The 23,639-nt window shown below is 56.1% G+C and carries 20 protein-coding genes; 15 read left to right on the top strand and 5 right to left on the bottom strand.

Annotated features, from left to right (window positions below; genetic code table 11):
- Nucleotides 1-13: 13 nt before the first annotated feature.
- Together cheY and cheZ are read left to right on the top strand one after the other, a co-directional pair.
- Nucleotides 14-403, top strand: a complete 390-nt coding sequence (cheY, locus tag U9O48_RS13675; RefSeq protein ID WP_282494684.1) for a chemotaxis response regulator CheY — start codon at nucleotides 14-16, stop codon at nucleotides 401-403.
- A gap of 10 nt (nucleotides 404-413) precedes the next feature.
- The gene (cheZ, locus tag U9O48_RS13670) at nucleotides 414-1,058 is read left to right on the top strand and encodes a protein phosphatase CheZ (protein ID WP_282494683.1); all 645 of its coding nucleotides are present in this window, start codon (nucleotides 414-416) and stop codon (nucleotides 1,056-1,058) included.
- Nucleotides 1,059-1,103: 45 nt separating this feature from the next.
- On the opposite strand, the gene U9O48_RS13665 is transcribed toward cheZ, so the two are convergent.
- From U9O48_RS13665 to U9O48_RS13650, 4 genes are all read right to left on the bottom strand, one after another.
- Nucleotides 1,104-2,252, bottom strand: coding sequence for a fimbrial protein (locus U9O48_RS13665; protein WP_324722659.1), 1,149 nt, complete (start codon nucleotides 2,250-2,252; stop codon nucleotides 1,104-1,106).
- On the bottom strand, nucleotides 2,242-4,797 hold the full coding sequence (locus U9O48_RS13660; protein WP_285149457.1) for a fimbria/pilus outer membrane usher protein: 2,556 nt from the start codon (nucleotides 4,795-4,797) through the stop codon (nucleotides 2,242-2,244). The genes U9O48_RS13665 and U9O48_RS13660 overlap by 11 nt, the downstream gene beginning before the upstream one ends.
- Nucleotides 4,798-4,803: 6 nt before the next feature.
- A complete protein-coding gene (locus U9O48_RS13655) occupies nucleotides 4,804-5,496 on the bottom strand; it encodes a molecular chaperone (protein ID WP_324722658.1) in 693 nt (230 codons plus the stop codon).
- A gap of 135 nt (nucleotides 5,497-5,631) precedes the next feature.
- Nucleotides 5,632-6,207: a fimbrial protein gene (locus U9O48_RS13650; protein WP_285149575.1), complete on the bottom strand. Its 576-nt coding sequence runs from the start codon at nucleotides 6,205-6,207 to the stop codon at nucleotides 5,632-5,634.
- 516 nt (nucleotides 6,208-6,723) lie between these two features.
- Here U9O48_RS13650 and flhB point away from each other — a divergent pair.
- From flhB to U9O48_RS13585, 13 genes are all read left to right on the top strand, one after another.
- Nucleotides 6,724-7,872, top strand: coding sequence for a flagellar biosynthesis protein FlhB (flhB, locus tag U9O48_RS13645; protein ID WP_324722657.1), 1,149 nt, complete (start codon nucleotides 6,724-6,726; stop codon nucleotides 7,870-7,872).
- Nucleotides 7,865-9,943, top strand: coding sequence for a flagellar biosynthesis protein FlhA (gene flhA, locus U9O48_RS13640; RefSeq protein ID WP_282494677.1), 2,079 nt, complete (start codon nucleotides 7,865-7,867; stop codon nucleotides 9,941-9,943). Before flhB ends, flhA begins: the two co-directional genes overlap by 8 nt.
- Nucleotides 9,943-10,335 (top strand): flagellar protein FlhE, encoded by a 393-nt coding sequence (flhE, locus tag U9O48_RS13635; protein WP_285144372.1) that lies wholly within the window; start codon nucleotides 9,943-9,945, stop codon nucleotides 10,333-10,335. The genes flhA and flhE overlap by 1 nt, the downstream gene beginning before the upstream one ends.
- Before the next feature lie 251 nt (nucleotides 10,336-10,586).
- Nucleotides 10,587-12,170, top strand: a complete 1,584-nt coding sequence (locus tag U9O48_RS13630) for an MFS transporter (protein ID WP_285144234.1) — start codon at nucleotides 10,587-10,589, stop codon at nucleotides 12,168-12,170.
- Between the two features lie 4 nt (nucleotides 12,171-12,174).
- On the top strand, nucleotides 12,175-13,314 hold the full coding sequence (locus tag U9O48_RS13625) for a glycoside hydrolase family 105 protein (RefSeq protein ID WP_324722656.1): 1,140 nt from the start codon (nucleotides 12,175-12,177) through the stop codon (nucleotides 13,312-13,314).
- Between the two features lie 196 nt (nucleotides 13,315-13,510).
- Nucleotides 13,511-14,413 (top strand): GntR family transcriptional regulator YhfZ, encoded by a 903-nt coding sequence (gene yhfZ, locus U9O48_RS13620; RefSeq protein WP_324722655.1) that lies wholly within the window; start codon nucleotides 13,511-13,513, stop codon nucleotides 14,411-14,413.
- A gap of 24 nt (nucleotides 14,414-14,437) precedes the next feature.
- The gene (locus U9O48_RS13615; protein ID WP_282494672.1) at nucleotides 14,438-14,794 is read left to right on the top strand and encodes a PRD domain-containing protein; all 357 of its coding nucleotides are present in this window, start codon (nucleotides 14,438-14,440) and stop codon (nucleotides 14,792-14,794) included.
- Between the two features lie 93 nt (nucleotides 14,795-14,887).
- Entirely contained in the window at nucleotides 14,888-16,063 is a 1,176-nt protein-coding gene (locus tag U9O48_RS13610) for a YhfX family PLP-dependent enzyme (RefSeq protein WP_285144239.1), read from the top strand.
- Nucleotides 16,056-17,291 carry a phosphopentomutase gene (locus tag U9O48_RS13605; RefSeq protein ID WP_324722654.1) on the top strand — a complete coding sequence of 412 codons (1,236 nt, stop codon included), beginning with the start codon at nucleotides 16,056-16,058 and terminating at the stop codon, nucleotides 17,289-17,291. Before U9O48_RS13610 ends, U9O48_RS13605 begins: the two co-directional genes overlap by 8 nt.
- Nucleotides 17,292-17,295: 4 nt before the next feature.
- Nucleotides 17,296-18,174 (top strand): phosphotriesterase-related protein, encoded by an 879-nt coding sequence (locus U9O48_RS13600; protein WP_324724403.1) that lies wholly within the window; start codon nucleotides 17,296-17,298, stop codon nucleotides 18,172-18,174.
- Nucleotides 18,175-18,183: 9 nt separating this feature from the next.
- Nucleotides 18,184-18,537, top strand: a complete 354-nt coding sequence (locus tag U9O48_RS13595; protein ID WP_282494669.1) for a DUF2620 domain-containing protein — start codon at nucleotides 18,184-18,186, stop codon at nucleotides 18,535-18,537.
- Nucleotides 18,538-18,547: 10 nt separating this feature from the next.
- Nucleotides 18,548-19,852 carry a YhfT family protein gene (locus tag U9O48_RS13590; protein WP_324722653.1) on the top strand — a complete coding sequence of 435 codons (1,305 nt, stop codon included), beginning with the start codon at nucleotides 18,548-18,550 and terminating at the stop codon, nucleotides 19,850-19,852.
- A 50-nt stretch (nucleotides 19,853-19,902) separates the two neighbouring features.
- A complete protein-coding gene (locus U9O48_RS13585; protein WP_324722652.1) occupies nucleotides 19,903-20,988 on the top strand; it encodes an aminotransferase class V-fold PLP-dependent enzyme in 1,086 nt (361 codons plus the stop codon).
- A 751-nt stretch (nucleotides 20,989-21,739) separates the two neighbouring features.
- Here U9O48_RS13585 and argS read toward each other — a convergent pair.
- Entirely contained in the window at nucleotides 21,740-23,473 is a 1,734-nt protein-coding gene (gene argS, locus U9O48_RS13580; RefSeq protein WP_282494665.1) for an arginine--tRNA ligase, read from the bottom strand.
- Nucleotides 23,474-23,639 lie beyond the last annotated feature (166 nt).

Raw genomic sequence — 23,639 nt, 5'->3', positions numbered from 1 at the left:
GGAGAAGGTTTTTATGGCGGACAAAGAGCTCAGATTTTTGGTTGTGGATGACTTTTCCACCATGCGTCGTATCGTGCGCAACCTGCTGAAAGAGCTAGGTTTTAATAACGTTGAAGAAGCAGAAGATGGCGTTGACGCCCTCAACAAATTACAGGCCGGTGGCTTTGATTTTGTGATCTCTGACTGGAACATGCCAAATATGGACGGTCTGGATCTGCTCAAAACGATTCGCGCTGACGGCAAAATGTCCGCTCTTCCGGTTCTGATGGTGACAGCAGAAGCGAAGAAAGAGAACATTATTGCGGCAGCGCAGGCGGGCGCAAGCGGGTATGTGGTGAAACCATTTACGGCGGCGATTCTGGAAGAGAAACTCGGCAAAATCTTCGAGAAACTCGGCATGTGAGGTGCTGGTGATGATAAAACCTGCTATGAAACCGGTCGAGGAACATTCGGCCAATGAGATTATTGTCCGTATCGGCAGCCTGACGCGTATGTTGCGCGACAGCCTGCGCGAGCTGGGCTTAGATCAGGCGATTGCCGAAGCGGCAGAAGCCATCCCCGATGCGCGCGACCGTCTCGACTATGTTGTGCAGATGACCGCTCAGGCGGCAGAGCGCGCGCTGAACAGCGTTGAAGCCTCTCAACCGCACCAGGATGAGATGGAAAAGGGGGCGAAAGCCCTGAGCAAACGCTGGGACGAGTGGTTCGAAAATCCAATCGAACTCGCGGATGCCCGTGAGCTAGTGACGGATACCCGTCAATATCTGGGCGATGTCCCGGGACACACCAGCTTCACCAACGCGCAGCTGCTGGACATCATGATGGCGCAGGATTTCCAGGACCTGACGGGTCAGGTGATCAAGCGCATGATGGATGTGATTCAGGAGATCGAACGTCAGCTGCTGATGGTGCTGCTGGAGAATATGCCAGAGCCTGCGGCGCGTCCGAAACGCGAGAACGAAAGCCTGCTCAATGGCCCGCAGCTCGACACCACCAAGGCGGGCGTGGTGGCCAGCCAGGATCAGGTGGACGATCTGCTGGACAGTCTCGGCTTCTAATCCCGGCGAGGTTTTCTCAGGCTGCGTGCGCAGCCTGAGGAGCCTTTATCGCAAGTCCATTTTTACCGTCACGTTCCCTTCAAATTTACCCGGTTCCGGCGTGGCACGGGTTGTGCTCACGGGCGCCGCTTTGATCTTCACTGAACCATTTCCCTGCTCGTCCATGGTGACCGGAAACTCGTAGCTGCCGTCGAGTTGTACGTTCTTATCGTCTTGCGTAAAGACCCTGACCCCAACATCGTCCCGGTTGAGCATTTTTGCAATCAGCGGATTGCTACTGTCCTCGACGCCCTGATCGGCGCTGAGCGTGAGTTTTATGCGGTTATCATTCCCGACGGCGTTGTCGTCGCAGTGGTAGGAGATGTCCACGTTTTTCAGCGTATAGCCCTGCGGCATAACCCCTTTGACTTTGAACTGCTTGCTGACGATATTGCCAAAATCGACCTCGATGGTGCTGCCTTCGTTGATTGTGCAACTGAGGGGAGCGGAAAGGGATCCGCTGAGCCAGATGTTGGATACCAGTTGTGCGCTTGCAGCATCACAGCTCCCAGTATCGTAATAGAGGCAGGCATAGTTCTGAACCACCAGGGTAGGGGGAATAATCTCTTTGCCGAGAATCGGTTTTTTAATGTGAAACGTGGCATTCATGACGTTCCAGCGGAACTGGCGTTTTGCAGGGGGAGACTTCTCCGGACGAGTGCTTTCGCTGCATACGCTGTTTGTGTTTTCTGGGACAATTCTATTGTCCGCAAATTTTGACATCGAAGCGATGGGGGTTGGATATTGATTTATGCTTAACGGGTGTAACCCCGATCCGTCAGGAGAATTGATCGCATCGTCATACCCCCCAACGTCAATATCAAACTTATCGGTGAGATAACCATAGTCGTCGCTTCCAGGCGGAAGCGGGCTTCCTGCCAATGTTAATTCCTTGACCGCAATTGTCTCATCCATTGAAGAAGGGCAAGTACAATTAGCCTCCATGACCGTACTCTCTGCAACCAGATGTCCCGGAACATCAACGTCGTGACCAGCCAGATTTTCATTCGTCGTGAGATCACGGTCGTATGCGATGTGGTAATCCACAGGGACAAAACAGTTGTGCAAAATCGTCACGGCTTGCGCCGAAACTGGAATGCAGAGGCACAGGAACAACACTCCTGAAAAAAAACGTGAAATTGAATTAATTAACATGTTGTGGTTCCTGCTGACAAAGGGCATTGACGGAGCGAATTCCCGCCGGATTTGAAGCCTGTACTGCCGCACCGAGAGAGACATGGGCGGTGCATTGCTGATCCGCTGCACTTCCCCATTTCACGCTTAACTGAACGGTGTCAGAAACCCCTGCCAGATAAACAGTGCCCTTATCATCAACGATACCGCTGATGACCGGCGAGAGAGCGGTAACGATGGCGCCGAAAGGTACCGTTTTGCCATCCGGGCGCATGAGCGTGATCAGGACGCGATAGCCGACATGGGCATCGAAATTCGCGACGACCGCGGCATTGCGGGAAGGGATAACCGTGACCGCCGTTTCGGTCGTATCGACATCTTCCGGCAGACTGGTGGTATCAACACGGATGCTGTTTTCCTGATACGGACTCAGGGACGGAATCACCGCATTGCCCTGCCAGTCGGTCTGAATGCCGCGCTGGTTCTGGAAACGCACGCCTGACGCGTGGTTCGCGTTGACGATAGCGAACTGGCTGCCCAGCGGTTGGGCGAGGGTGACCCCATGCGGGTGCGCGACAACGGCACCGCTCAAACCGTAGCTCAACTGCCGGGAATTATCGGAGGAGTAGTAATACCCGGCATTCATATTGGCGTACTGCGAGCGATAGCTGCCGTACAGACTGCTGGTGTCGTCGCCATCGTGATTCGAATGGCTTTGCTGCAGCGAGTAGCTCAGGCGCTCGTCATCCAGCAGTGTTCCGTTGAGCCCCAGGCTTTGGCGGGTATAGCCGTGTTTGCTGTTGCTCAGGTTATAGCTGCTCCAGGCGCGCGGCAGGAAGCGGCTTAGCGGCATACTAAAGCCGAAAGAGACCATCTGGTCACTCTGATCCTCGTCTGTTTTGCTGTAGGTGTACGCCACATGAAGGCTGATGCCTTCAACGACAGTGTTCAGGCCCGCAGAGACACTTCGTTCTTTTTGCGAGGTATGCCAATAGTCCTGCTGATAGCCATTGAGATAAAAACTGACGCCGGAGATGTTCTGGCTGACGCTGGCCTGGATGCGGTTACGCTTGTTGTAATTGAACAGCAGATCCTCTTCGTGCTCATCGTATTTCTGATTGGCATCGGCAAAGCTGTAGTAGCCGCTGGTGGAGTAGCGATAGCTGGCAAGGGTAAAGTTAGTGTCAGTGGTATCAATTTTACCAGAGTAGAGCAGGCGATAAGACTGCCCGGTGCTCTGGGTACCATTGTCGAGCTGCGTTTTCGCGGCGGTCACATCCGCTGACAGGGTACCGAGCGATCCCAGGGCGATACCCGCGCCGCTGTTCACCGCCTGATAGTCATCCGACGCGGTCAGACCGCCAAACAGCGTCATGCTGTTGTTCAGACCATAGATTAGACTTCCCTGAGCAAAGAGCGGTTCGTTTTGATCGCTGCCGCTGTCCGCGCGATAGCGGGCCGCCGTGATCTCATATTTCATGTGTCCAGGCCGCTGCATCACCGCGATGCTGGAGTAGGGCTGGGTGAAGTGGTGCTCGGTCCCGTCGGCCTCTTTGACGGTCACTTCCAGGTCGCCGCTGTTGGTGGTGGAGTAGAGATCGTTAATCTCGAACGCGCCCGGCGCGACGTTCTGCTGATAGATCAGATACCCATTCTGGCGCACCGACACTTCGGCATTCGAGCTGGCGATACCACGAATCACCGGCGCGAAACCGCGCTGGCTGTAAGGTAGCATCTCTTCATCGGAGGCCACGTTGATGCCGCGATACTGCAGGCTGTCGAACACTTCACCCTGAGTGCTGCTCTCGCCGCCCGTGAACTGCGCTTTTATCGCATCGATATCATGTTGTACGTAGGTATTGACCGTGTCCCAGCTGTTGGCGTCGTCCGTTTTACTCCACGTGGAGTAGTTGCGCACGCGCCAGCCGCCGAGATTGGCGCCGCTTCGCATATTAAGATACTGATTCGTTGTTGTATTTTGGCCACTGTCCTGGTTCTGTGAGCCGGAAAACGAATAATCAGCGAACGCGACAGGGACACCGTCATCCCAGCGTGAAGGGGCGATATAGTCTCTGCCATTCCCGGCTACGGCGGCCTGCGGGATGCTGAGATGCAGCGTCATGGTCGAGAAGTCGAGCGTGGCCGAAGCCTGCGGGATGTAATCCCCTAACGGGTGAGGGAGCGGAACCACCGCATCCAGCGCGGCAAGCTTTGGATATTTATCGATATCCACACCCCAGTTGCGCAGCATATCCGGCGTCAGCTGTGGTGCCAGTTCGCCGTTTTTGGTCCCCAGATAGGTGATACTGGCATCGCCTGCCCGCCGATCGTTGAACATGATTCGGGAGGGATAGACGCCCGGCAGCTGGGTATTGGCGTGTGAAAACAGCGACAGGTCGATGTCCTGCTGCGAGAGCATATCGCCTTCCAGTGACGAGGCGGCGAAATGGTACTCCCGGGCCTCAGCGCCGACTGACGTCACGAGTAAAACACCACTCAGACAACGTACCAGCGGGTTAAGACGCCAGAAACGCTGGCGGGACACATCATGCAGTCCTTTTGCCATTTTGTTCTATTCCTGAACCAGCGTGGAAACGTATTTGTCGGAAGCATTGCCGTAATCCGTGATGCATCGCCAGCTCACCTGCGAACCGGAAGCCGTGTCCGGTAACGGGATCTGAACGCTGGACTGAGGATTGACCATGTCAGCTTTAACGATTTTTGTGCTGCCCAGCAGCAGACTGTCGAAGGTGCTGTGGAAGGCGCCGTCATTGGTGATCGTCAATTGATTGCCGCTGCGGGAAAAACGCAGATTTTGGCACGTCTCCTCCGGCGAGCCTTTCAGCCCCTTAGGGCGCCAGAAGAGCTTGATTCGGGTTTTGTAGATCAGTCGTAAAACGTTCTTATCGTCGTCTTCCGCCGCGGTGGCGGGAATGGTACGAACGTTCATGTAAAACAACGATTCTTTGTTTTCGGGCAATGCCGTGCCATTCCACGCTATTCTCAGGCTTTGTTCTTTCTGTGGCTCAAGGCGAAATAGTGGAGGGGTGACAATAAAGGGACCACGGGTTTTTCCATCGCCCGTATCGGTCCAGGATTGTATCAACCAGGGTAGGGCATTTTCTTTATTGATAAGCGGTAGTGAGATCTCTTTCTTGCCGGCATCATAGATGATTCGCGTGCGCCCAACCTGAATGCCTGCTGCATGGCTTAGTGAGATGAAAATAACGGGGGTTAACAATACAGCTAGCGGGGAAATACGCATGGCAATACCTGTTCCGGTTTTTAAAATAAAGGAAATCCCAAGCTCACTATAAGGTTGGGATTTCCTTACATACACCCATTTACATCAATATTTTCTGGGAAATAATTGATATCAAGAATGGATAAAGTATAAATATTAACGGTAAATAATATTTACGGTCATATCAGCATCTGCAGGGCCTGCTTCGACTGTTTTAGTGAATGACCTATACCGAGCGTTGAAATTGGTGGTAAGAATGTCATCCACCTTATTTGTGAGTGGCACTTTAACCTGACCTTCAGCACCGTCCATAGTGATAAGATTCGTATCTTTTCCGTCAAGGCTGACCGCAACACCCACGCCTAAAGCCGCCGTCGTTCCTGCGGTGGTTTTTTTGCTTACATCAAGCAGATTATTTACCCCCGTCAATGTAGTGGTGCCAGTGAACGTTAATTGAACTGAGGGCAGACCGTCGCTTTTTAATGGGCAATCTTTCAGTGAAATGGAGAAAGGCACCAGTGTAGATTCCACGCCAACGTCAGTAAATAACGACGTCGGATAGGTTCCCAAAGGAACGGTACTGTCTGTACCATCATCGCCTTCGATAACACAGCTCGGTTCGATTATCTCACCTGTAAAGTGAATCGTACCTGCATTCATTTCAGCGGCGAATCCACTCATTGAGGCTAATGCCAGCAAGGATCCCGAAATGATATTGTTCCTGATGTTCATGGTATGACGTTCCTTAGCAATATAATCCATATAGACACTGTTTTAGAGAATAATCCCAATAAATAAAATTATTCCTCGGAGAGTATACAAAGATATTTGCCTCAGGCGGAAGTGTGGCTTAATTGATATTGTTTGCATGATAATGGGTTTCTCGAAAATAGTGAAACCAACAATTATGAGTCAATTCTATAATCATTATCTTAGTGATGTTAAATGTACTGTTAAATATTATTGTTAAGATGTAAATTGTATTTTTTATGTTGCATTTGATTTGTTGAGATTGGCGAGAAATGGTGTTTGTAGTGTTTTAAAATAAAAGATCAGGATGCTTTTTCCTGTTTCGGCAAATTCAAATTTGATCCTCTGGGGTCTAAAATTAGATCGAAAAGTTTATCTGAATCGAGTTATTTCACTTTAAAGAGGATAAAAACGACCAGTTTTACAGGCTTTTCCGTCCATTGAATCCACCCGGCTCTGACATGATACGCGTGACGAAATGGGCAAAGAGTACGAACTGTGTCAGAAGACAGCGACGACAAAACAGAAGCCCCCTCACCCCACCGACTAGAAAAGGCGCGTGAGGACGGGCAAGTCCCCCGATCCCGAGAACTGACATCCCTGCTGATTTTAATCATTGGGGTTTGCATTATCTGGATGGGAGGGGAGTCGTTTGCCCGCAGGCTGGCGGGCATGCTCTCGGCTGGCCTGCGTTTCGATCACAGTATGGTCAACGACCAGAATCTGATCCTCAGCCAAATCATTCTGCTGCTCAAAGACGCCATGATCGCGCTGTTGCCGCTGATCTCCGGCGTGGTGATTGTCGCGCTGGTCTCGCCTGTGATGCTGGGCGGATTGATATTCAGCGGCAAATCGCTGCAGCCCAAATTCTCTAAACTCAATCCGCTCCCGGGCATTAAGAAGATGTTCTCGGCGCAAACGGGCGCGGAACTGCTGAAGGCGATCCTCAAATCGACGCTGATGGGCAGCACCGCCGGATTTTATCTTTGGTTCCACTGGCCAGACATGATGCGGCTAATCAGTGAATCGCCGCTGACGGCCATGATCAACGCCATGGACCTGGTGGGAATGTGCGCGGTGCTGGTGGTGCTCAGCATTATCCCGATGGTGGGATTTGACGTGTTCTTCCAGATCTACAGCCACATCAAAAAGCTGCGTATGTCCCGTCAGGACCTGCGCGACGAATACAAACAGAACGAAGGCGACCCGCACGTCAAAGGGCGTATTCGCCAGATGCAGCGCCAGGCGGCGCGTCGTCGCATGATGGAAGATGTGCCGAAAGCGGACGTGATCGTGACCAACCCGACGCACTACTCCGTGGCGCTGAAATACGACGAAAACAAAATGTCTGCGCCAAAAGTGGTGGCGAAAGGGGCGGGACTTATCGCGCTGCGCATCCGTGAAATTGGTGCAGAACACCGCGTGCCGGTACTCGAGGCGCCACCGCTGGCGCGTGCCCTGTATCGTCATGCAGAAATTGGACAGCAAATTCCAGGTCAGCTTTACGCCGCCGTGGCGGAAGTGCTGGCATGGGTATGGCAGCTGAAACGCTGGCGTTTGGCAGGCGGTCAACGACCTGGTAAACCTAAAAATCTTCCGGTGCCTGAAGCACTGGATTTTATGAACAAGAAGGACACTGATGGCTAATCTGGTGGCAATGTTGCGCCTGCCGAGCAACATTAAATCGACGCAATGGCAGATCCTTGCCGGGCCGATTCTCATCCTGCTAATTTTGTCGATGATGGTGCTGCCGTTGCCAGCATTTATCCTCGATCTGCTTTTCACCTTCAACATTGCGCTCTCGATTATGGTGCTGCTGGTGGCGATGTTCACCCAGCGTACGCTGGAGTTTGCGGCGTTCCCGACCATCCTGCTGTTCACCACCTTGCTGCGTCTGGCGCTGAACGTGGCCTCGACGCGTATCATCCTGATGGAAGGGCATACGGGCGGCGCGGCGGCGGGTAAAGTGGTTGAGGCCTTCGGTCACTTCCTCGTCGGCGGCAACTTTGCCATCGGTATCGTGGTGTTCGTCATCCTCGTGATCATCAACTTTATGGTTATCACCAAAGGTGCGGGCCGTATCGCCGAAGTGGGCGCGCGTTTCGTGCTCGACGGGATGCCGGGCAAACAGATGGCGATTGACGCCGATCTGAACGCCGGTCTGATTGGTGAAGACGAAGCGAAAAAACGCCGCTCCGACGTGACCCAGGAAGCGGACTTCTACGGTTCGATGGACGGTGCGAGTAAGTTCGTTCGCGGGGATGCCATCGCCGGGATCCTGATCATGGTGATCAACATCGTCGGCGGCCTGCTGGTGGGTGTTCTCCAGCACGGGATGGACATGGGCCACGCGGCGGAAAGCTATACGCTGCTGACCATCGGTGACGGCCTGGTCGCCCAGATCCCGGCGCTGGTTATCTCGACCGCGGCGGGTGTTATCGTGACCCGCGTCAGCACCGACGAAGACGTCGGTCAGCAGATGGTCAGCCAGCTGTTCACCAACCCGAACGTGCTGATGCTCTCCGCGGCAGTGCTTGGCCTGCTGGGGATGGTGCCGGGCATGCCTAACTTCGTCTTCCTGCTGTTTACCGCAGCCTTACTGGGTCTGGCCTGGTGGCTGCGCGGGCGCGACATCAAACCGGCGGCAGAACCGATGCCGGTCAAAATGCCGGAAAACAATCAGGCGGTGGAAGCGACCTGGAATGACGTTCAGCTGGAAGATTCTCTCGGGATGGAAGTGGGTTACCGCCTGATCCCGATGGTCGATTTCCAGCAGGACGGCGAGCTGCTGGGTCGTATCCGCAGTATCCGTAAAAAATTCGCTCAGGACATGGGCTTCCTGCCGCCGGTGGTGCACATCCGCGACAACATGGATCTGCCGCCTGCGCGCTATCGCATATTAATGAAAGGCGTGGAGATCGGCAGCGGCGACGCCTATCCTGGCCGCTGGCTGGCGATTAACCCTGGCACCGCGGCGGGCACGCTGCCGGGCGAACAGACGATTGACCCGGCCTTTGGCCTGGCGGCAATCTGGATTGAGAGCGCCCTGAAAGAGCAGGCGCAGATCCAGGGCTACACGGTGGTGGAAGCCAGTACCGTGGTTGCGACGCACCTCAATCACCTGATCGGCCAGTTCTCGGCGGAGCTGTTTGGCCGCCAGGAAGCCCAGCAGCTTCTCGACCGTGTCACCCAGGAGATGCCGAAGCTGACGGAAGATCTGGTGCCGGGCGTGGTGACGCTGACCACGCTGCACAAAGTGCTGCAAAATCTGCTCGACGAAAAAGTGCCGATCCGCGATATGCGCACCATTCTGGAAACCCTGGCGGAACATGCGCCGCTGCAAAGCGATCCGCACGAACTGACCGCTGTGGTGCGCGTGGCCTTAGGCCGGGCGATCACCCAGCAGTGGTTCCCGGGTACCGGCGAAGTGCAGGTGATTGGTCTCGACACGCCGCTTGAGCGTCTGCTGTTGCAGGCGTTGCAGGGCGGCGGCGGGCTGGAGCCGGGTCTGGCAGACCGTCTGCTGGCCCAGACGCAAGAGGCGCTGGCCCGTCAGGAGATGCTCGGCGCACCGCCGGTGCTGCTGGTGAACCATGCGTTGCGTCCGCTGCTGTCGCGCTTCCTGCGCCGCAGCCTGACGCAGCTGGTGGTGCTGTCGAATCTGGAACTGTCGGATAACCGCCATATTCGTATGACGGCGACCATCGGAGGCAAATGATGCGCCACTGGTTGTGGATCTTACTCTTCCCGCTGATGGCCCAGGCCGCAGGGGAGGGGACCTGGCAGGCGAGCAGTATCGGCATCACGCTGAGTAATCGCGGCGTATCGGCCTCGTCGCGACCGCTGTCCGCCTCAGAGCCGGTCTCCGGTTTGATGACGCTGGTGGTCTGGCGCTATCAGCTGATCGGCCCGACGCCTGCCGGGCTGCTTGTGCGACTTTGTTCGCAGACGCGCTGCACCGAGCTGGATGGCGAAAACGGCACCACGCATGCCTTCAACGGCGTGCCTGCCATAGAGCCGCTGCGCTTTGTCTGGGAAGTGCCGGGGGGAGGACGTCTGATCCCGGCCCTGAAAGTTCAAAGTAACGAAGTGATCGTCAACTACCGCTAATTGCCTGCCTTTTCACCAGCCGTCAGACGAAACTGACGGCTGGCTCGCAAAAAATGACCCCGCCTTTTGATGCAAAAGAAACGCTGTTTTATAAATCAGTGACACGCGTATGGAATCTCTTTGCATTATTGCCATTTGCCCTTGCGCGGTGGCAGAAACAGAAAGGTATCAATATGACGATGCTTTTACTGTAGCCGTGTAAAAACTCCCGGATGAGGGGGAGTCTCCCAACACTGAAAGGGTTGACGGCAATGAAAACACGTAAAATTGGACTCGCAAATTACCTGGCCTACGGGTCGGGCGATTTCCTTGGGGCAGGGACCACCGCGCTGACGGCGGCCTGGCTGTTATATTTTTATACCACCTTCTGTGGACTCTCGCCGATTGAGGCGACCTTTATCTTCGCCGCCGCCAGGGTGCTGGACGCGGTCGTCAGCCCGCTGATGGGCTTCCTGACCGATAACTTCGGCACCACCTGGCTCGGCAAACGCTTTGGCCGCCGTAAGTTCTTTATCCTGCTCGGTATTCCCTGCGTCTTTAGCTACTCGATGATGTGGGTCGGAGACATGGGCTTCTGGTATTACCTGGTCACCTATCTGATCTTCGACATCGTCTACACCATGATTCTGGTGCCGTACGAAACCTTAGTCCCGGAAATGACCGACGATTTCAAACAGAAAACCAAATTCTCCGGGGCGCGCATCTCCATGGCGCAGATGTCAGCGATTCTGGCCTCCTTCCTGCCGGGCATTCTGCTGACCCACTTCGGGAAAGACAACGCTATCTCGTTCTTCTACGCGAGCCTGGTCTTCTCGGTGCTGTGCGCGATGATGCTCACGTTTGTGTGGATCTTCACCTGGGAACGTCCACGGGAAGAGTGGTCGGAAGCGGCGCTGCGTGCCGAAGAGGAGAAGAAAAAACTCAACCTCAGTCAGAGTCTGAACCGTCTGTTCGTTGAATTAAGCTCCACCCTGCGGGTGAAGATTTTCCGCCAGCATCTGGGGATGTACCTCGGGGGCTACATTGCGCAGGACGTGTTCAACGCCGTGTTTACCTACTACGTGGTGTTCGTCCTGATGCAGGAAGCGTCGATGGCTTCGAATCTGCTGGGCACGATGGCGATCTTCCAGTTCATCGCCGTTATCGCCATGATCCCGCTCTGCATCCGCTTCGGACCGGCTCCGTCTTATCGCATGGTCGTCGTGCTGTTTGGGCTGGCCTCGCTCTCCTACGCGATGCTCTACTATGCCGGGCTGAGCGACGTTTACTCTCTGTTGCTGCTGATCTCTGCGGTTGCCGGCCTGGGGCGCGGCGGTATCAACTATGTGCCGTGGAACATCTACACCTACATTGCCGACGTGGATGAAGTCATCACCGGTCAACGTCGCGAAGGGATTTTCGCCGGGATCATGACCCTGACGCGTAAAGCCTCGCAGGCGGGTGCCATCATGCTGGTCGGGATTGTGATGCAGATGTCCGGCTTTGTCAGCGGGCAGAAAGTCCAGCCTGCGGAAGTGAGCCACACCATTCTGATGATCCTGAGCGTGGGCACCATTCTGGTGCTGATCTGCGGCTTCCTGGTCTCCCTGCGCTTCAAACTGAACTTACACACCCACAGCACCCTGCGGGAAGAGACCGCCAAAATGCGCGAGTCTGGCCGTGCGATGCCGGAAACCGCGACGCCGCAGGCCCGCGCCACCGTCGAACTGCTGGCCGGGATGCCGTACGAATCCCTGTGGGGCAACAACAACATTGGTTACCTGAATCGCAACAAACCGGCGGCACCTTCCCTGAAGGATCGCGCGGTACTGAATTCGACATATCACAGAGGTTAAGATTATGAAGGTTTGGCCTGTCAAACATAGCCCGCTACTGCGTCAGCCTGAGCACTTTATTGCCAGGGATGAACTGAAATCACTGATTGAAAAGGTGACGCACAATCTGGTGAACATTCACGATAAAACCGGCGAATTTTTGCTGCGACTGGACGACGGGCGGGTGATCGACACCAAAGGCTGGGCGGGATGGGAGTGGACGCACGGCGTCGGGTTGTACGGTATCTGGCAGTATTACTGCCAGACCGGCGCGAGCGAGATGCGTGACATCATCGACGGCTGGTTTGCCGACCGCTTTGCCGAAGGCGCGACTACCAAAAACGTCAACACCATGGCCCCGTTCCTGACGCTGGCCTGTCGCTATGAAGAGACGAAAAACGCCACCTGGCTGCCGTGGCTGGAGAGCTGGGCGGAGTGGGCGATGAACGACATGCCGCGCACGACGCACGGTGGGATGCAGCACATTACGCTGGCCGAAGAGAATCATCAGCAGATGTGGGATGACACGCTGATGATGACGGTTCTGCCGCTGGCAAAAATCGGCAAGCTGCTCAACCGCCCGGAGTACGTGGAAGAGGCTGTCTATCAGTTCCTGCTGCACGTGCAGAATCTGATGGATCGGGAAACCGGCCTGTGGTTCCACGGCTGGAACTACGACGGGCAGCACAACTTTGCGAAAGCCCGTTGGGCGCGCGGCAACAGCTGGCTGACGATCGTTATCCCGGATTTCCTCGAGCTGGTGGATCTGCCGGAAAACAACGCCGTGCGCCGCTATCTGGTGCAGGTGCTGAACGCGCAGATTGCCGCGCTGGCAACCTGTCAGGACGAAAGCGGCCTGTGGCATACGCTGCTCGACGATCCAGATTCGTATCTGGAAGCGTCGGCAACGGCCGGTTTTGCCTACGGAATTCTGAAAGCTGTGCGTAAGCGTTACGTCAGCGCGGAATACGCGGAAGTGGCAGAGAAGGCGATTCGCGGCATCGTGAAAAACATCTCGCCGGAAGGGGAGTTACTGCAAACCTCGTTCGGCACCGGGATGGGCAGCGATCTGGAGTTTTATCGCCAGATCCCGCTGACCTCCATGCCGTACGGCCAGGCGATGGCGATTTTGTGCCTGACGGAATATCTGCGGAAGTATTTCTAATTATATTTTGTGCTTTTATAGGCCTGATAAGCGAAGCGCCATCAGGCATTTTCCCCGGTGGCGCTGCGCTTACCGGGGCTACAAAACCTGGCCCTCACATCATTTTGTGATGATCTTCTCCCTTTCCATCTTCCGCATTTGCCATTTATGTTCATTTTAATGAAGATATAACCATTCAATAAAATGAAGATAAATAATGAGCCGTAACTTTATCAAGAAAGAGGGCGTCGCGCAGAACAGCCTGGCGCGCTATTTACTCGGCGAAAAAACCGGGAACCGTCTGAAGACCATTGACGAACTGGCCGGCGAGTGCGGGTTTTCCGTCGGCCTGATCCAGGCGGCGTTAAAAACCCTTGAAAGCGCCGGAGCAGTAGCGGTGGAACGCCGTGGGCGTAACGGCAGCTTTCTGGTCAACATGGACCACAAACTGTTACTGGATTTCGCCGATATCGGCAACGTCGTCTGTGCGATGCCGCTGCCCTATACCCGACTGTATGAAGGGCTGGCCAGCGGGCTGAAAGCGCAGTTCGACGGCATCCCGTTTTACTACGCCCACATGCGGGGTTCAGATGTCCGCGTGGAGTGCCTGCTCAACGGCGTTTACGATCTGGCGGTGGTCTCTCGCCTGGCGGCGCAAAGCTATGTCGACAGAGGGGATGTGCACATGGCCCTGGAACTCGGCCTCCATACCTATGTGGGCGAGCACAAGCTGATTTGCCGCGCGGGTGCGCAACAGATCAAACGGGTGGGTCTCGACCCGCGCTCTGCCGACCAGCGCATCATGACGGATGTGTATTTCGCCGGGCAATCCGTCGAGCTGCTCGATGTGCCGTATCACGAGTGTCTCGCCCGGATCGTCAAAGGAGATATCGACGCGGTGATCTGGAACGTCGCGAACGAGATCGAACTCGATACCCACGGGCTGGTGGCGCAGCCTCTGAAAGGCGACCCGCGTTTTGAAGATGCCTCGGAAGCGGTGGTGTTGACGCGGGTGGACGACATCCCCATCCAGCAGCTACTGCGCACGGTGGTGAACAAATCTGCATTACTGGCTCATCAGCAGCGCGTTCTGGTGGGCGAACAAGAACCCAGTTATTGAGTGTTGATTAAATGAGGTAAGGCGATGGAAGAGAGGCTCAACCTGCTGTGTCAGGCGGGGATCATTGATAAGGATATCTGTGACGGCATGTCAGGTGTCGTCACGCAGCTCGAAACGGTATGGGCCATTTCCGTGCACAACGAGCAGGGCGAGATGGCGATCACCCATATGGCGAATGCGCTGATGCGCAGCCGCCGTGGCGAGGAGATTGGTCCGCTGGACGCGGGTATTCTGGACGAAATGCAAAGCTGTGACATCTGGCCGCAGGTCGAGTCTGTACACCAGGCGGTGCTCGCGCCGTTCGATGTCCGGCTCCATCCCAACGAGGAAGGCTACCTGCTGGCGAATCTCTTTAGTTTGTGGATGGCCAGCAAAGGCTAAACGGTGCGTCAGGAACCAGCGTCTACGCATTAAATATTCAAAAAAATGATGATTTAAGTTGTTATCATCTGCATGGAGTCGAGAGGCAAGGGCATGTTTACTGGAGCACTTAAGGCACAGAACCCGGCGCTGATAGAGGCCGCGTGTGAATTATGGCGGCAGGGAGCCATCCTGCCGGATACCTGGGTTATCGACGTCGATCGGGTGATGGAGAATGGCCGTCTCCTGCTCGAGACCGCAGCCCGGCACGGCATCACGCTCTATCTGATGACCAAGCAGCTCGGGCGCAACCCGTGGCTGGCACAAAAGCTGATTGAACTCGGTTTCCACGGCACCGTAGCGGTGGATTTTAAAGAGGCTCGCACCCTGCGTAAGGCTGACGTGCCAGTCTCGCACGTGGGCCATCTGGTGCAGATCCCGAAAAGCCAGATAACGGAAAACGTCCTCGCGCCGGTCGAGATGATCACCGTGTTCTCACTGGAAAAGGCGCGGGAGATTTCGGCTGCGGCGCTGGAGAACGGACGCGTTCAGCCCATCATGCTAAAAGTGTTCGACCCACAGGACAGGCTTTATCCGGGTCAGGAAGCCGGTTTTTCGCTCGCGGTGCTGGATGAAGTGGTACCAGTGATCCGCTCGCTTGCCGGGGTGAAACTGGCGGGGCTGACGCATTTTCCCTGCCTGCTGTGGGATGACGAGCAGCAGCAAACCCTGCCTACGCCCAACTTACACACTCTGCTGAAGGCCCGCGATCGTCTGCTCGCCCAGGGTGTTGAACTTGAGCAACTGAATGCGCCATCGGCCTCGAGCTGTAGCACCCTTGCGCTGCTGGCCAGTTTTGGCGTGACGCATGCGGAGCCAGGCCACGCCCTGACGGGCACCATTCCGGCGAACCAGCACGGCGATCAGCCCGAGCGCATCGCCATGCTCTATCTCACGGAAGTTTCTCACCATTTTCAGGGCAACAGCTACTGCTTCGGCGGCGGGTACTATCGGCGCGGGCATGCGCAGAACGCGCTGGTTTATCCGCTTCAGGGCCACACCGGCATTCCCGCCAGCCTGCTGCCCATGGATGAGAGCAGCATTGATTATCACATTCCGCTGGCCGGTGAGTTCCCGGTCGGCAGTCCGGTGGTGATGTGTTTTCGCACGCAAATTTTCGTCACACGCAGCGATGTAGCGCTGGTGTCCGGGATCTCCCGCGGCGCGCCGGTGCTGGAAGCCGTGTATGACAGTCTCGGCAACCCGGTGTCAGGAGGTGGCAATGAGTAAGTTTGTGGTGGTGGTGATAGACAGTTTTGGCGTCGGGGCAATGGACGATGTGCCGCAGGTCAGGCCGCAGGATATCGGGGCCAACACCTGCGGGCACATTTTGCAGCATTTCCCCCGGCTTCGTTTACCCGTGCTGGAGAAGCTTGGCCTGATGAATGCGCTTGGGCAGGACGTGGGCGTGATGAAGCCATCAGCGAGTGCGGTTTATGGCACCGCGGCGTTGCAGCACGAAGGGGGCGACACTTTCATGGGTCATCAGGAGATCCTCGGTACGCTTCCCAAATCGCCGCTGCGAATGCCTTTTTCCACGGTAATTGATGAGGTTGAACAGGCGCTGATCGCCGATTGCTGGCAGGTCGAACGCCGGGGAGAGGGGCTGCAATTTCTGTGGGTGAACCAGGCGGTGGCGATTGGTGACAACCTCGAGGCGGATCTGGGGCAGGTGTTTAACATCAGCGCCAATCTCACGGATATCTCCTTTGAGGAAGTCCGCACCATCGGCGAGATCGTTCGCCGCCAGGTGCAAGTGGGGCGCGTGATCGCCTTTGGCGGCCTGCTGGAAAGCAGCCAGCAGATCCTGGACGCCGTGGAAGAAAAACAGGGCGTTTATATCGGGATTAACGCCCCGCGTTCGGGTGTATATAACAACGGTTTTCAGGTCGTGCACATGGGCTACGGCGTGAATGCCAGCGTTCAGGTTCCACAAAAGCTGCACGAGGCAGGCATCAAAACCGTGCTGGTCGGCAAAGTGGCGGATATCGCCATCAACCCGCACGGCGTGAGTTACCAGAATCTGGTCGACAGCCAGCGCATTCTGGACATCACGCTCGATGAAGTGTGCCAGCCGGGTGATGCCTTTATCTGCACCAATATTCAGGAAACCGATCTCGCCGGACACGCCCAGGACGTGGCGCGCTACGCCGACCGCTTGCAGCTGGTGGACAGCAATCTTGAGCGCCTGATGGAGGCCATGCAACTCGGGGACTGTCTGGTGGTGATGGCCGATCACGGCAATGACCCGACGATCGGCCACAGCAAACACACGCGTGAAAAGGTCCCTCTGCTGGTCTGGCAGCCGGGCATAGCGCCTGCGCAACTGGGGGCGAGGAAAACCCTCTCTGACGTAGGGGCCACGGTCTGTGACTTTTTCCACGCCGCCGCGCCGCAAAACGGCACGTCATTCCTCGCTTCGCTACATATGACTGACAACGGAGGCCATCATGGCTGAACAGATTCGTTTTGATGCGTCGGGCTATACCTATGCCCACGAACATCTGCATATCGATTTGTCCTCGTTCAAAAACAACATCGACTGCCGCCTGGATCAGTATGCGTTGATTTGTGCGGAGATGAAGACGCTCTACACTCAGGGCGTGCGCAACATCATTGAGATGACCAATCGCTACATGGGGCGTAACCCGCAGTTTATGCTGGATATTATGGGCGATACGGGGATGAACGTGGTCGCCTGCACCGGTTATTACCAGCATGATTTTTTCCCGGCCCACGTTGCGACCACGCCGGTAGAGGCCCTGGCACAAGAGATGATCAACGAGATCACCCTCGGTATTGACGGCACCGAACTGAAAGCCGGGATCATTGCGGAAATTGGCTCGAGCGTGGATGTCATCACCCCGATTGAGGCCAAAGTGTTTGCCGCCGCGGCAATCGCGCACCGGGAAACGGGCCGCCCCATCTCCACACACACCTCATTCAGCACCATGGGCCTTGAGCAACTGGCGCTGCTGAAAAGCCACGGCGTGGATCTCTCCCGCGTGGTCATCGGGCACTGCGACCTGAAAGACAACCTCGACAACATCCTGCGGATGATCGATCAGGGGGCTTTTGTTCAGTTCGATACCATCGGCAAAAACAACTACTACCCGGACGAAAAGCGCGTGGCGATGCTGGTCGAGATTGCTCGCCGCGGCCTGCTCGGGCATGTGATGCTCTCCATGGATATCACCCGACGCTCGCATCTGAAAGCGAACGGCGGCCCCGGCTTTGGCTATCTGCTGACCACCTTTGTGCCTCTGTTGCGCGAGGCCGGTTTTACCCAGGCCGACATTGATTTGATGTTACGTGATAACCCCTCTGTCTTCTTTAAATAAGGATCTCCCATGAAAAAGATCGGTGTTGCTGGCTTACAGCGCGAACTGATGAAAAAGACCATCGAATCCGCCGCGCCTGGCTGCTTTGAGGTGTTTATTTATAACGATATGGAAGCCGCGATGAAGGTGAAATCCGGCCAGCTCGACTACTACATCGGTGCCTGTAATACCGGTGCTGGCGCGGCGTTATCCATTGCGATTGCGGTGATTGGCTACAACAAAAGCGGCACTATCGCCAAACCCGGCATTAAGGCGAAGGAAGATCAGGTCGCCAAAATGGTGGCGGACGGCAAAGTCGCCTTTGGCCTGTCGGTAGAGCATATCGAACACGCCATCCCGATGCTGATTGCGCATTTAAAATAGAGGCCGCGCTATGGATTTCTATATTCAAATTTTAGTCGTGGCTTGCCTCACCGGGATGACGGCGCTGCTGGCGCACAAATCTGCGGCGGTCTTCCACGACGGTATCCGCCCGATCCTGCCGCAGCTCATCGAAGGCAATATGAACCGCCGCGAAGCGGGGAGTATCGCGTTCGGTCTGAGCATCGGTTTTGTGGCGTCCGTGGGCATCTCATTCACCCTGAAAACCGGGCTGCTGAACACCTGGCTGCTGTTCTTGCCGACGGACATTATTGGCGTGCTGGCCTTTAACGGCGCGCTGGCTTTTGGGCTCGGCGCAGTCTGGGGCGTGCTGATCCTCACCTGTCTGCTGCCGGTGAACCATCTGCTGACGGCGCTTCCGGTTGACGTGCTGGGCTCGCTGGGCGAACTGAGCTCGCCGGTGGTGTCGGCCTTTGCGCTGTTCCCGCTGGTGGCGATTTTCTATCAGTTCGGCTGGAAAAACAGCCTCTTCGCCGCGTTTGTGGTGCTGATGACTCGCGTGATTATCGTGCGCTACTTCCCGCACCTGAACCCGGAATCCATAGAGATTTTCGTGGGGATGGTGATGCTGTTAGGCATCGCGATTACTCAGGATCACCGTACCCGCGGGGAGCGTGAACATGACGACGCCGGGCTGTCAGTGTTTGAAGAACGAACCTCGCGGATCATTAAGAACCTGCCGTATATTGCCATCGTCGGCGGGCTGATTGCTGCCGTGGCCAGCATGAAGATCTTCGCCGGTTCCGAAGTCTCCATTTTCACCCTTGAAAAAGCCTACCATGCAGGACTCGATCCGGCGCAATCTCAGACCCTGATCAATCAGGCGGCGCTGGCAGAATTCATGCGCGGTCTGGGCTTCGTGCCGATGATTGCCACTACGGCGCTGGCGACCGGCGTTTATGCTGTTGCGGGCTTTACCTTTGTGTTTGCGGCAGGTTATTTGATCGCCAATCCGCTGATTGCCTTTGTGGTGGGGGCGCTGATCATCTCTGCCGAAGTGCTGCTCCTGCGCTCGATTGGCAAATGGCTGGGCCGTTACCCGTCGGTGCGTAACGCGTCGGACAATATCCGTAATGCGATGAACATGCTGATGGAGATGGCGCTGCTGGTCGGGTCTATCTTTGCAGCCATCAAAATGGCCGGTTACACCGGCTTTACCATCGCGGCGGCGCTTTACTTCCTGAACGAATCTCTGGGTCGTCCGGTTCAGAAGATGGCGTCTCCGGTGGTGGCGGTATTAATCACCGGGATTGTGCTCAACATTCTCTTCTGGTGCGGGCTGTTCGTTCCGGCCTGATCCCTTGCGAAACCTGCTGCTTCGGCGGCAGGTCTTCATGGAGTGAACCTATGAATACCTGGCCTTTGCAGAGCCTGACCATGGAACAGGCGCAGCAAAAACAGTTTCAGCTGGTGGATATTATCTGCCGTCATTTTCCGGGAAGCGATTTCCTCAGCGGCGGAGATTTGGGTCTGGTTCCGGGGCTTAACCAGCCGCAGATGACCCAGCGGATCGAAGCCGTCATCGCTGATTTTTTTAATGCGCCTAAAGCGGCGCTGGTGCAGGGGGCGGGGACGGGCGCGATTCGAAGCGGCCTCGCGGCTTTGCTCAAAGCGGGGGAGACGCTGTTGATCCACGATGCGCCGGTTTACCCGACCACGGCGGTGATTGTTGAACAGATGGGCCTTCGCCTGATTCGTGCCGATTTCAATCAGCTTGATGAGGTGGCGAAAGCGATTGAGGCACACCGCCCGCAGGCGGCGCTGATCCAGCATACGCGCCAGAAAATGGACGATGCCTACTCCCTGGAGGACGTCATCGCCTGCCTGAATCATTACGGCATTCCCTCGCTGACGGACGATAACTACGCGGTGATGAAGGTTGAGAAGATCGGCTGCGAGTGCGGCTCTGGCCTGTCCACCTTCTCGAGCTTCAAGCTCTTTGGCCCGGCGGGAGTGGGGGTGGTTGTGGGTGACGAAAATGCCGTGAGCCGCGTGCGCCAAAGCATGTACTCCGGTGGCAGCCAGGTTCAGGGCGTTCAGGCGATGGAGGTCCTGCGCGGGTTAGTTTTCGCGCCCGTGATGCACGCGGTGCAAGCGCTGGTAAATGATCGTGTGGTGGCGGCACTGCAAAGCGGGGCGATCCCGCAGGTGAAGCAGGCGATGATAGCGAACGCGCAGTCCAAAGTGCTGCTGGTGGAGTTTCATCAGCCGATTGCGGAGAAAGTGCTGGCCCGTGCCCATCAGCTGGGGGCGCTGCCTTACCCGGTTGGAGCTGAATCGAAATATGAAATTCCGCCGCTGTTTTACCGGCTTTCCGGGACGTTTCGCCAGTCCGACCCCACGCTTTCCCAGCGCATGATCCGCATCAACCCGAATCGCAGTGGGGCTGAGACGGTACTGCGCATTTTGCGGGAAAGTTGCAGAGACCTGTAGGCCTGATAAGCGAAGCGCCATCAGGCATTTTCCCCGGTGGCGCTGCGCTTACAAAAAAACCGGCCATCGCCTAATGCTGGTCAGTGAAGCATCTGAGGTTGTTCCGTTCACCTTATGTTCAGCAGAATATAATCGCGTCACAACCTGTGAACGTGCAAAGGGGGCTACGCGGCCCCCTTTGCAATCCCCGCGCCCCGCCATGAAATCGGTGCTTCGCACTGCGCTCACCTCCCGGCCATCTGCCTGCGGTCGGCTCGACTCGACTTCCTGTCTCGTTTCGCCTCTGGCCGCCATCCCTGGCGTCCAGCCCTTGTCATCCGGCCTTCGGTTCGCCGATTTCAGCGGGGACCCACACCGGTGCCACATTCAGACGGCTGAAAAGGTTGAGGGAACGTGAGTCCGGCTGAAAATCGCCGAAGCGTTTCCTGGAGGCCGGGTCGAGGCGCAGGGAAGCGCCGAGAGGGTGCGACCTGCATGGATGCAGGATCGCGCCCGACCCGATAGCCGCAAGGAATAAGCTGAGGGCACCGCGAAGCGGCGATTTTCTTTGCCGGGAGCCGGGGTTGCCAGGGTGGTGGCGATTGAGCCACCCTGGCACGTTCACCGCAGAGAGATGGACCGGAAGCAGAGGAACGAAAGTGAACGGAACAATTCCACTGATGCCATAAAGGTCCTGGGGCAAGCAAAATAATGAATTTAAACTCATTATTTTGCTTAACTGACTGGCATTAAGCCATCGCCGGGTTTGTTTTTACATACGTTCTACGGTTTCGATCCCGAGGGTATCCAGCCCCAGCTTCAGCGTCTTCGCGGTCAGCTGTGCCAGTTTCAGGCGGCTGTTGCGAATTTCTTCGCTTTCGGCGGAGAGAATCGGGCAATGCTCGTAGAAACCAGAGAACAGACCGGCCAGATCGTACAGGTACGCACACATCACGTGCGGCGTGCCTTCGCGCGCGACCACCGCCAGCGTCTCTTCGAACTGCAGCAGACGGGCGGCCAGCTGCGCTTCGCGATCTTCGTTGATCACTACGGTCGCATTCGCCAGCGCGCTTTCGTCGATGTCGGCTTTACGGAACACGGACAGCACGCGGGTGTAGGCATATTGCATGTACGGCGCGGTATTGCCTTCGAAGGCCAACATGTTGTCCCAGTCGAAGATGTAGTCGGTGGTACGGTTCTTGGAGAGATCCGCGTATTTCACCGCACCGATACCCACCGCTGTCGCCAGTTTTTCCAGCTCGTCGGCTGGCATATCCGGGTTCTTCTCAGCGACCAGACGACGCGCACGTTCCAGCGCTTCATCCAGCAGGTCGGAAAGTTTCACGGTGCCACCGGCGCGGGTTTTGAACGGCTTACCGTCTTTACCCAGCATCATGCCGAACATGTGGTGTTCCAGCGGCACGGAATCAGGCACGTAACCGGCTTTACGTACGATGGTCCACGCCTGCATCAGGTGCTGATGCTGACGGGAGTCGATGTAGTACAGCACGCGGTCCGCATGCAGGGTTTCGTAGCGATATTTCGCGCAGGCGATATCGGTGGTGGTGTAGAGATAGCCGCCATCCTTTTTCTGGATGATCACGCCCATCGGTTCGCCTTCCTTGTTTTTGTACTCATCAAGGAACACCACCGTTGCGCCTTCGCTCTCCACCGCCAGTTTTTTGGCTTTCAGATCGGCCACGATGCCCGGCAGCATTGGGTTGTAGAGACTCTCGCCCATCACGTCGTCGCGGGTCAGGGTAACGTTCAGACGGTCATAGGTTAACTGGTTCTGAGACATGGTGATGTCGACCAGCTTGCGCCACATTTCGCGGAAGTAGGCGTCGCCACCCTGCAGTTTTACGACGTAGCTGCGCGCGCGCTCGGCGAAGACTTCATCTTCGTCGTAATGTTTTTTGGCTTCACGGTAGAAACCTTCGAGGTCGGCCAGCGCCATTTCGCCCGCGTTTTCCTGCTGCTGCTTTTCAAGATACGCAATCAGCATGCCGAACTGTGTACCCCAGTCGCCGACGTGGTTGGCACGAATCACTTTATGGCCGAGGAATTCCAGGGTGCGCACCGCGGCATCACCGATGATGGTGGAGCGCAGGTGACCGACGTGCATCTCTTTCGCCACGTTTGGCGCAGAGTAATCGATAACGACGGTTTGCGCTTGCGGCTGGGACACGCCCAGACGGTCAGATTTCAGTGCCGCGTCGATGTGACCGGCGAGGAAGGCCGGGTCGAGGAAAATGTTGATAAAGCCCGGGCCTGCAATCTCAACTTTACTGGCAATGCCGTTGAGATCCAGATGAGTCAGCACCAGCTCAGCGAGTTGTCGCGGCGGCATGCCCAGTTTTTTAGCCACTGCCATCACGCCATTAGCCTGATAGTCGCCAAACTGTACTTTTGCTGACTGACGAACCTGCGGTTCGCAATCCGCAGGAGCACCTGCGGCAATCAGTGCCTGACTGACTTTTTCGGAGAGAAGAGCCTGAATATTCACCTGGATACCTTACTTTTTTGCTGCGGGCGAGTTGAACCCACACCAGTTTGAGAATTTAGGGCCGGAGTATACTGCAAATGCCCTCTGGCGTCAGCATTGCACAGGCTGAAGAGCGCTCAGAAAACAGGCGATGAAATAGTGCATAAGCATGCAGTGGGAAAATCGT

It is taken from the genome of Lelliottia sp. JS-SCA-14, assembly GCF_035593345.1.
GTDB classification, from domain to species: Bacteria; Pseudomonadota; Gammaproteobacteria; order Enterobacterales; family Enterobacteriaceae; genus Enterobacter; species Enterobacter wanjuensis.
This window is presented reverse-complemented; position numbering and strand designations above follow the sequence as displayed.

Bases quoted from the DNA above. Each gene is read 5' to 3' on its own strand.
- cheY (WP_282494684.1), top strand. From the start codon at position 14: ATGGCGGACAAAGAGCTCAGATTTTTGGTTGTGGATGACTTTTCCACC.
- cheZ (WP_282494683.1), top strand. From the start codon at position 414: ATGATAAAACCTGCTATGAAACCGGTCGAGGAACATTCGGCCAATGAG.
- U9O48_RS13665 (WP_324722659.1), bottom strand. From the start codon at position 2,252: ATGTTAATTAATTCAATTTCACGTTTTTTTTCAGGAGTGTTGTTCCTG.
- U9O48_RS13660 (WP_285149457.1), bottom strand. From the start codon at position 4,797: ATGGCAAAAGGACTGCATGATGTGTCCCGCCAGCGTTTCTGGCGTCTT.
- U9O48_RS13655 (WP_324722658.1), bottom strand. From the start codon at position 5,496: ATGCGTATTTCCCCGCTAGCTGTATTGTTAACCCCCGTTATTTTCATC.
- U9O48_RS13650 (WP_285149575.1), bottom strand. From the start codon at position 6,207: ATGAACATCAGGAACAATATCATTTCGGGATCCTTGCTGGCATTAGCC.
- flhA (WP_282494677.1), top strand. From the start codon at position 7,865: ATGGCTAATCTGGTGGCAATGTTGCGCCTGCCGAGCAACATTAAATCG.
- flhE (WP_285144372.1), top strand. From the start codon at position 9,943: ATGCGCCACTGGTTGTGGATCTTACTCTTCCCGCTGATGGCCCAGGCC.
- U9O48_RS13630 (WP_285144234.1), top strand. From the start codon at position 10,587: ATGAAAACACGTAAAATTGGACTCGCAAATTACCTGGCCTACGGGTCG.
- U9O48_RS13625 (WP_324722656.1), top strand. From the start codon at position 12,175: ATGAAGGTTTGGCCTGTCAAACATAGCCCGCTACTGCGTCAGCCTGAG.
- yhfZ (WP_324722655.1), top strand. From the start codon at position 13,511: ATGAGCCGTAACTTTATCAAGAAAGAGGGCGTCGCGCAGAACAGCCTG.
- U9O48_RS13615 (WP_282494672.1), top strand. From the start codon at position 14,438: ATGGAAGAGAGGCTCAACCTGCTGTGTCAGGCGGGGATCATTGATAAG.
- U9O48_RS13610 (WP_285144239.1), top strand. From the start codon at position 14,888: ATGTTTACTGGAGCACTTAAGGCACAGAACCCGGCGCTGATAGAGGCC.
- U9O48_RS13605 (WP_324722654.1), top strand. From the start codon at position 16,056: ATGAGTAAGTTTGTGGTGGTGGTGATAGACAGTTTTGGCGTCGGGGCA.
- U9O48_RS13595 (WP_282494669.1), top strand. From the start codon at position 18,184: ATGAAAAAGATCGGTGTTGCTGGCTTACAGCGCGAACTGATGAAAAAG.
- U9O48_RS13590 (WP_324722653.1), top strand. From the start codon at position 18,548: ATGGATTTCTATATTCAAATTTTAGTCGTGGCTTGCCTCACCGGGATG.
- U9O48_RS13585 (WP_324722652.1), top strand. From the start codon at position 19,903: ATGAATACCTGGCCTTTGCAGAGCCTGACCATGGAACAGGCGCAGCAA.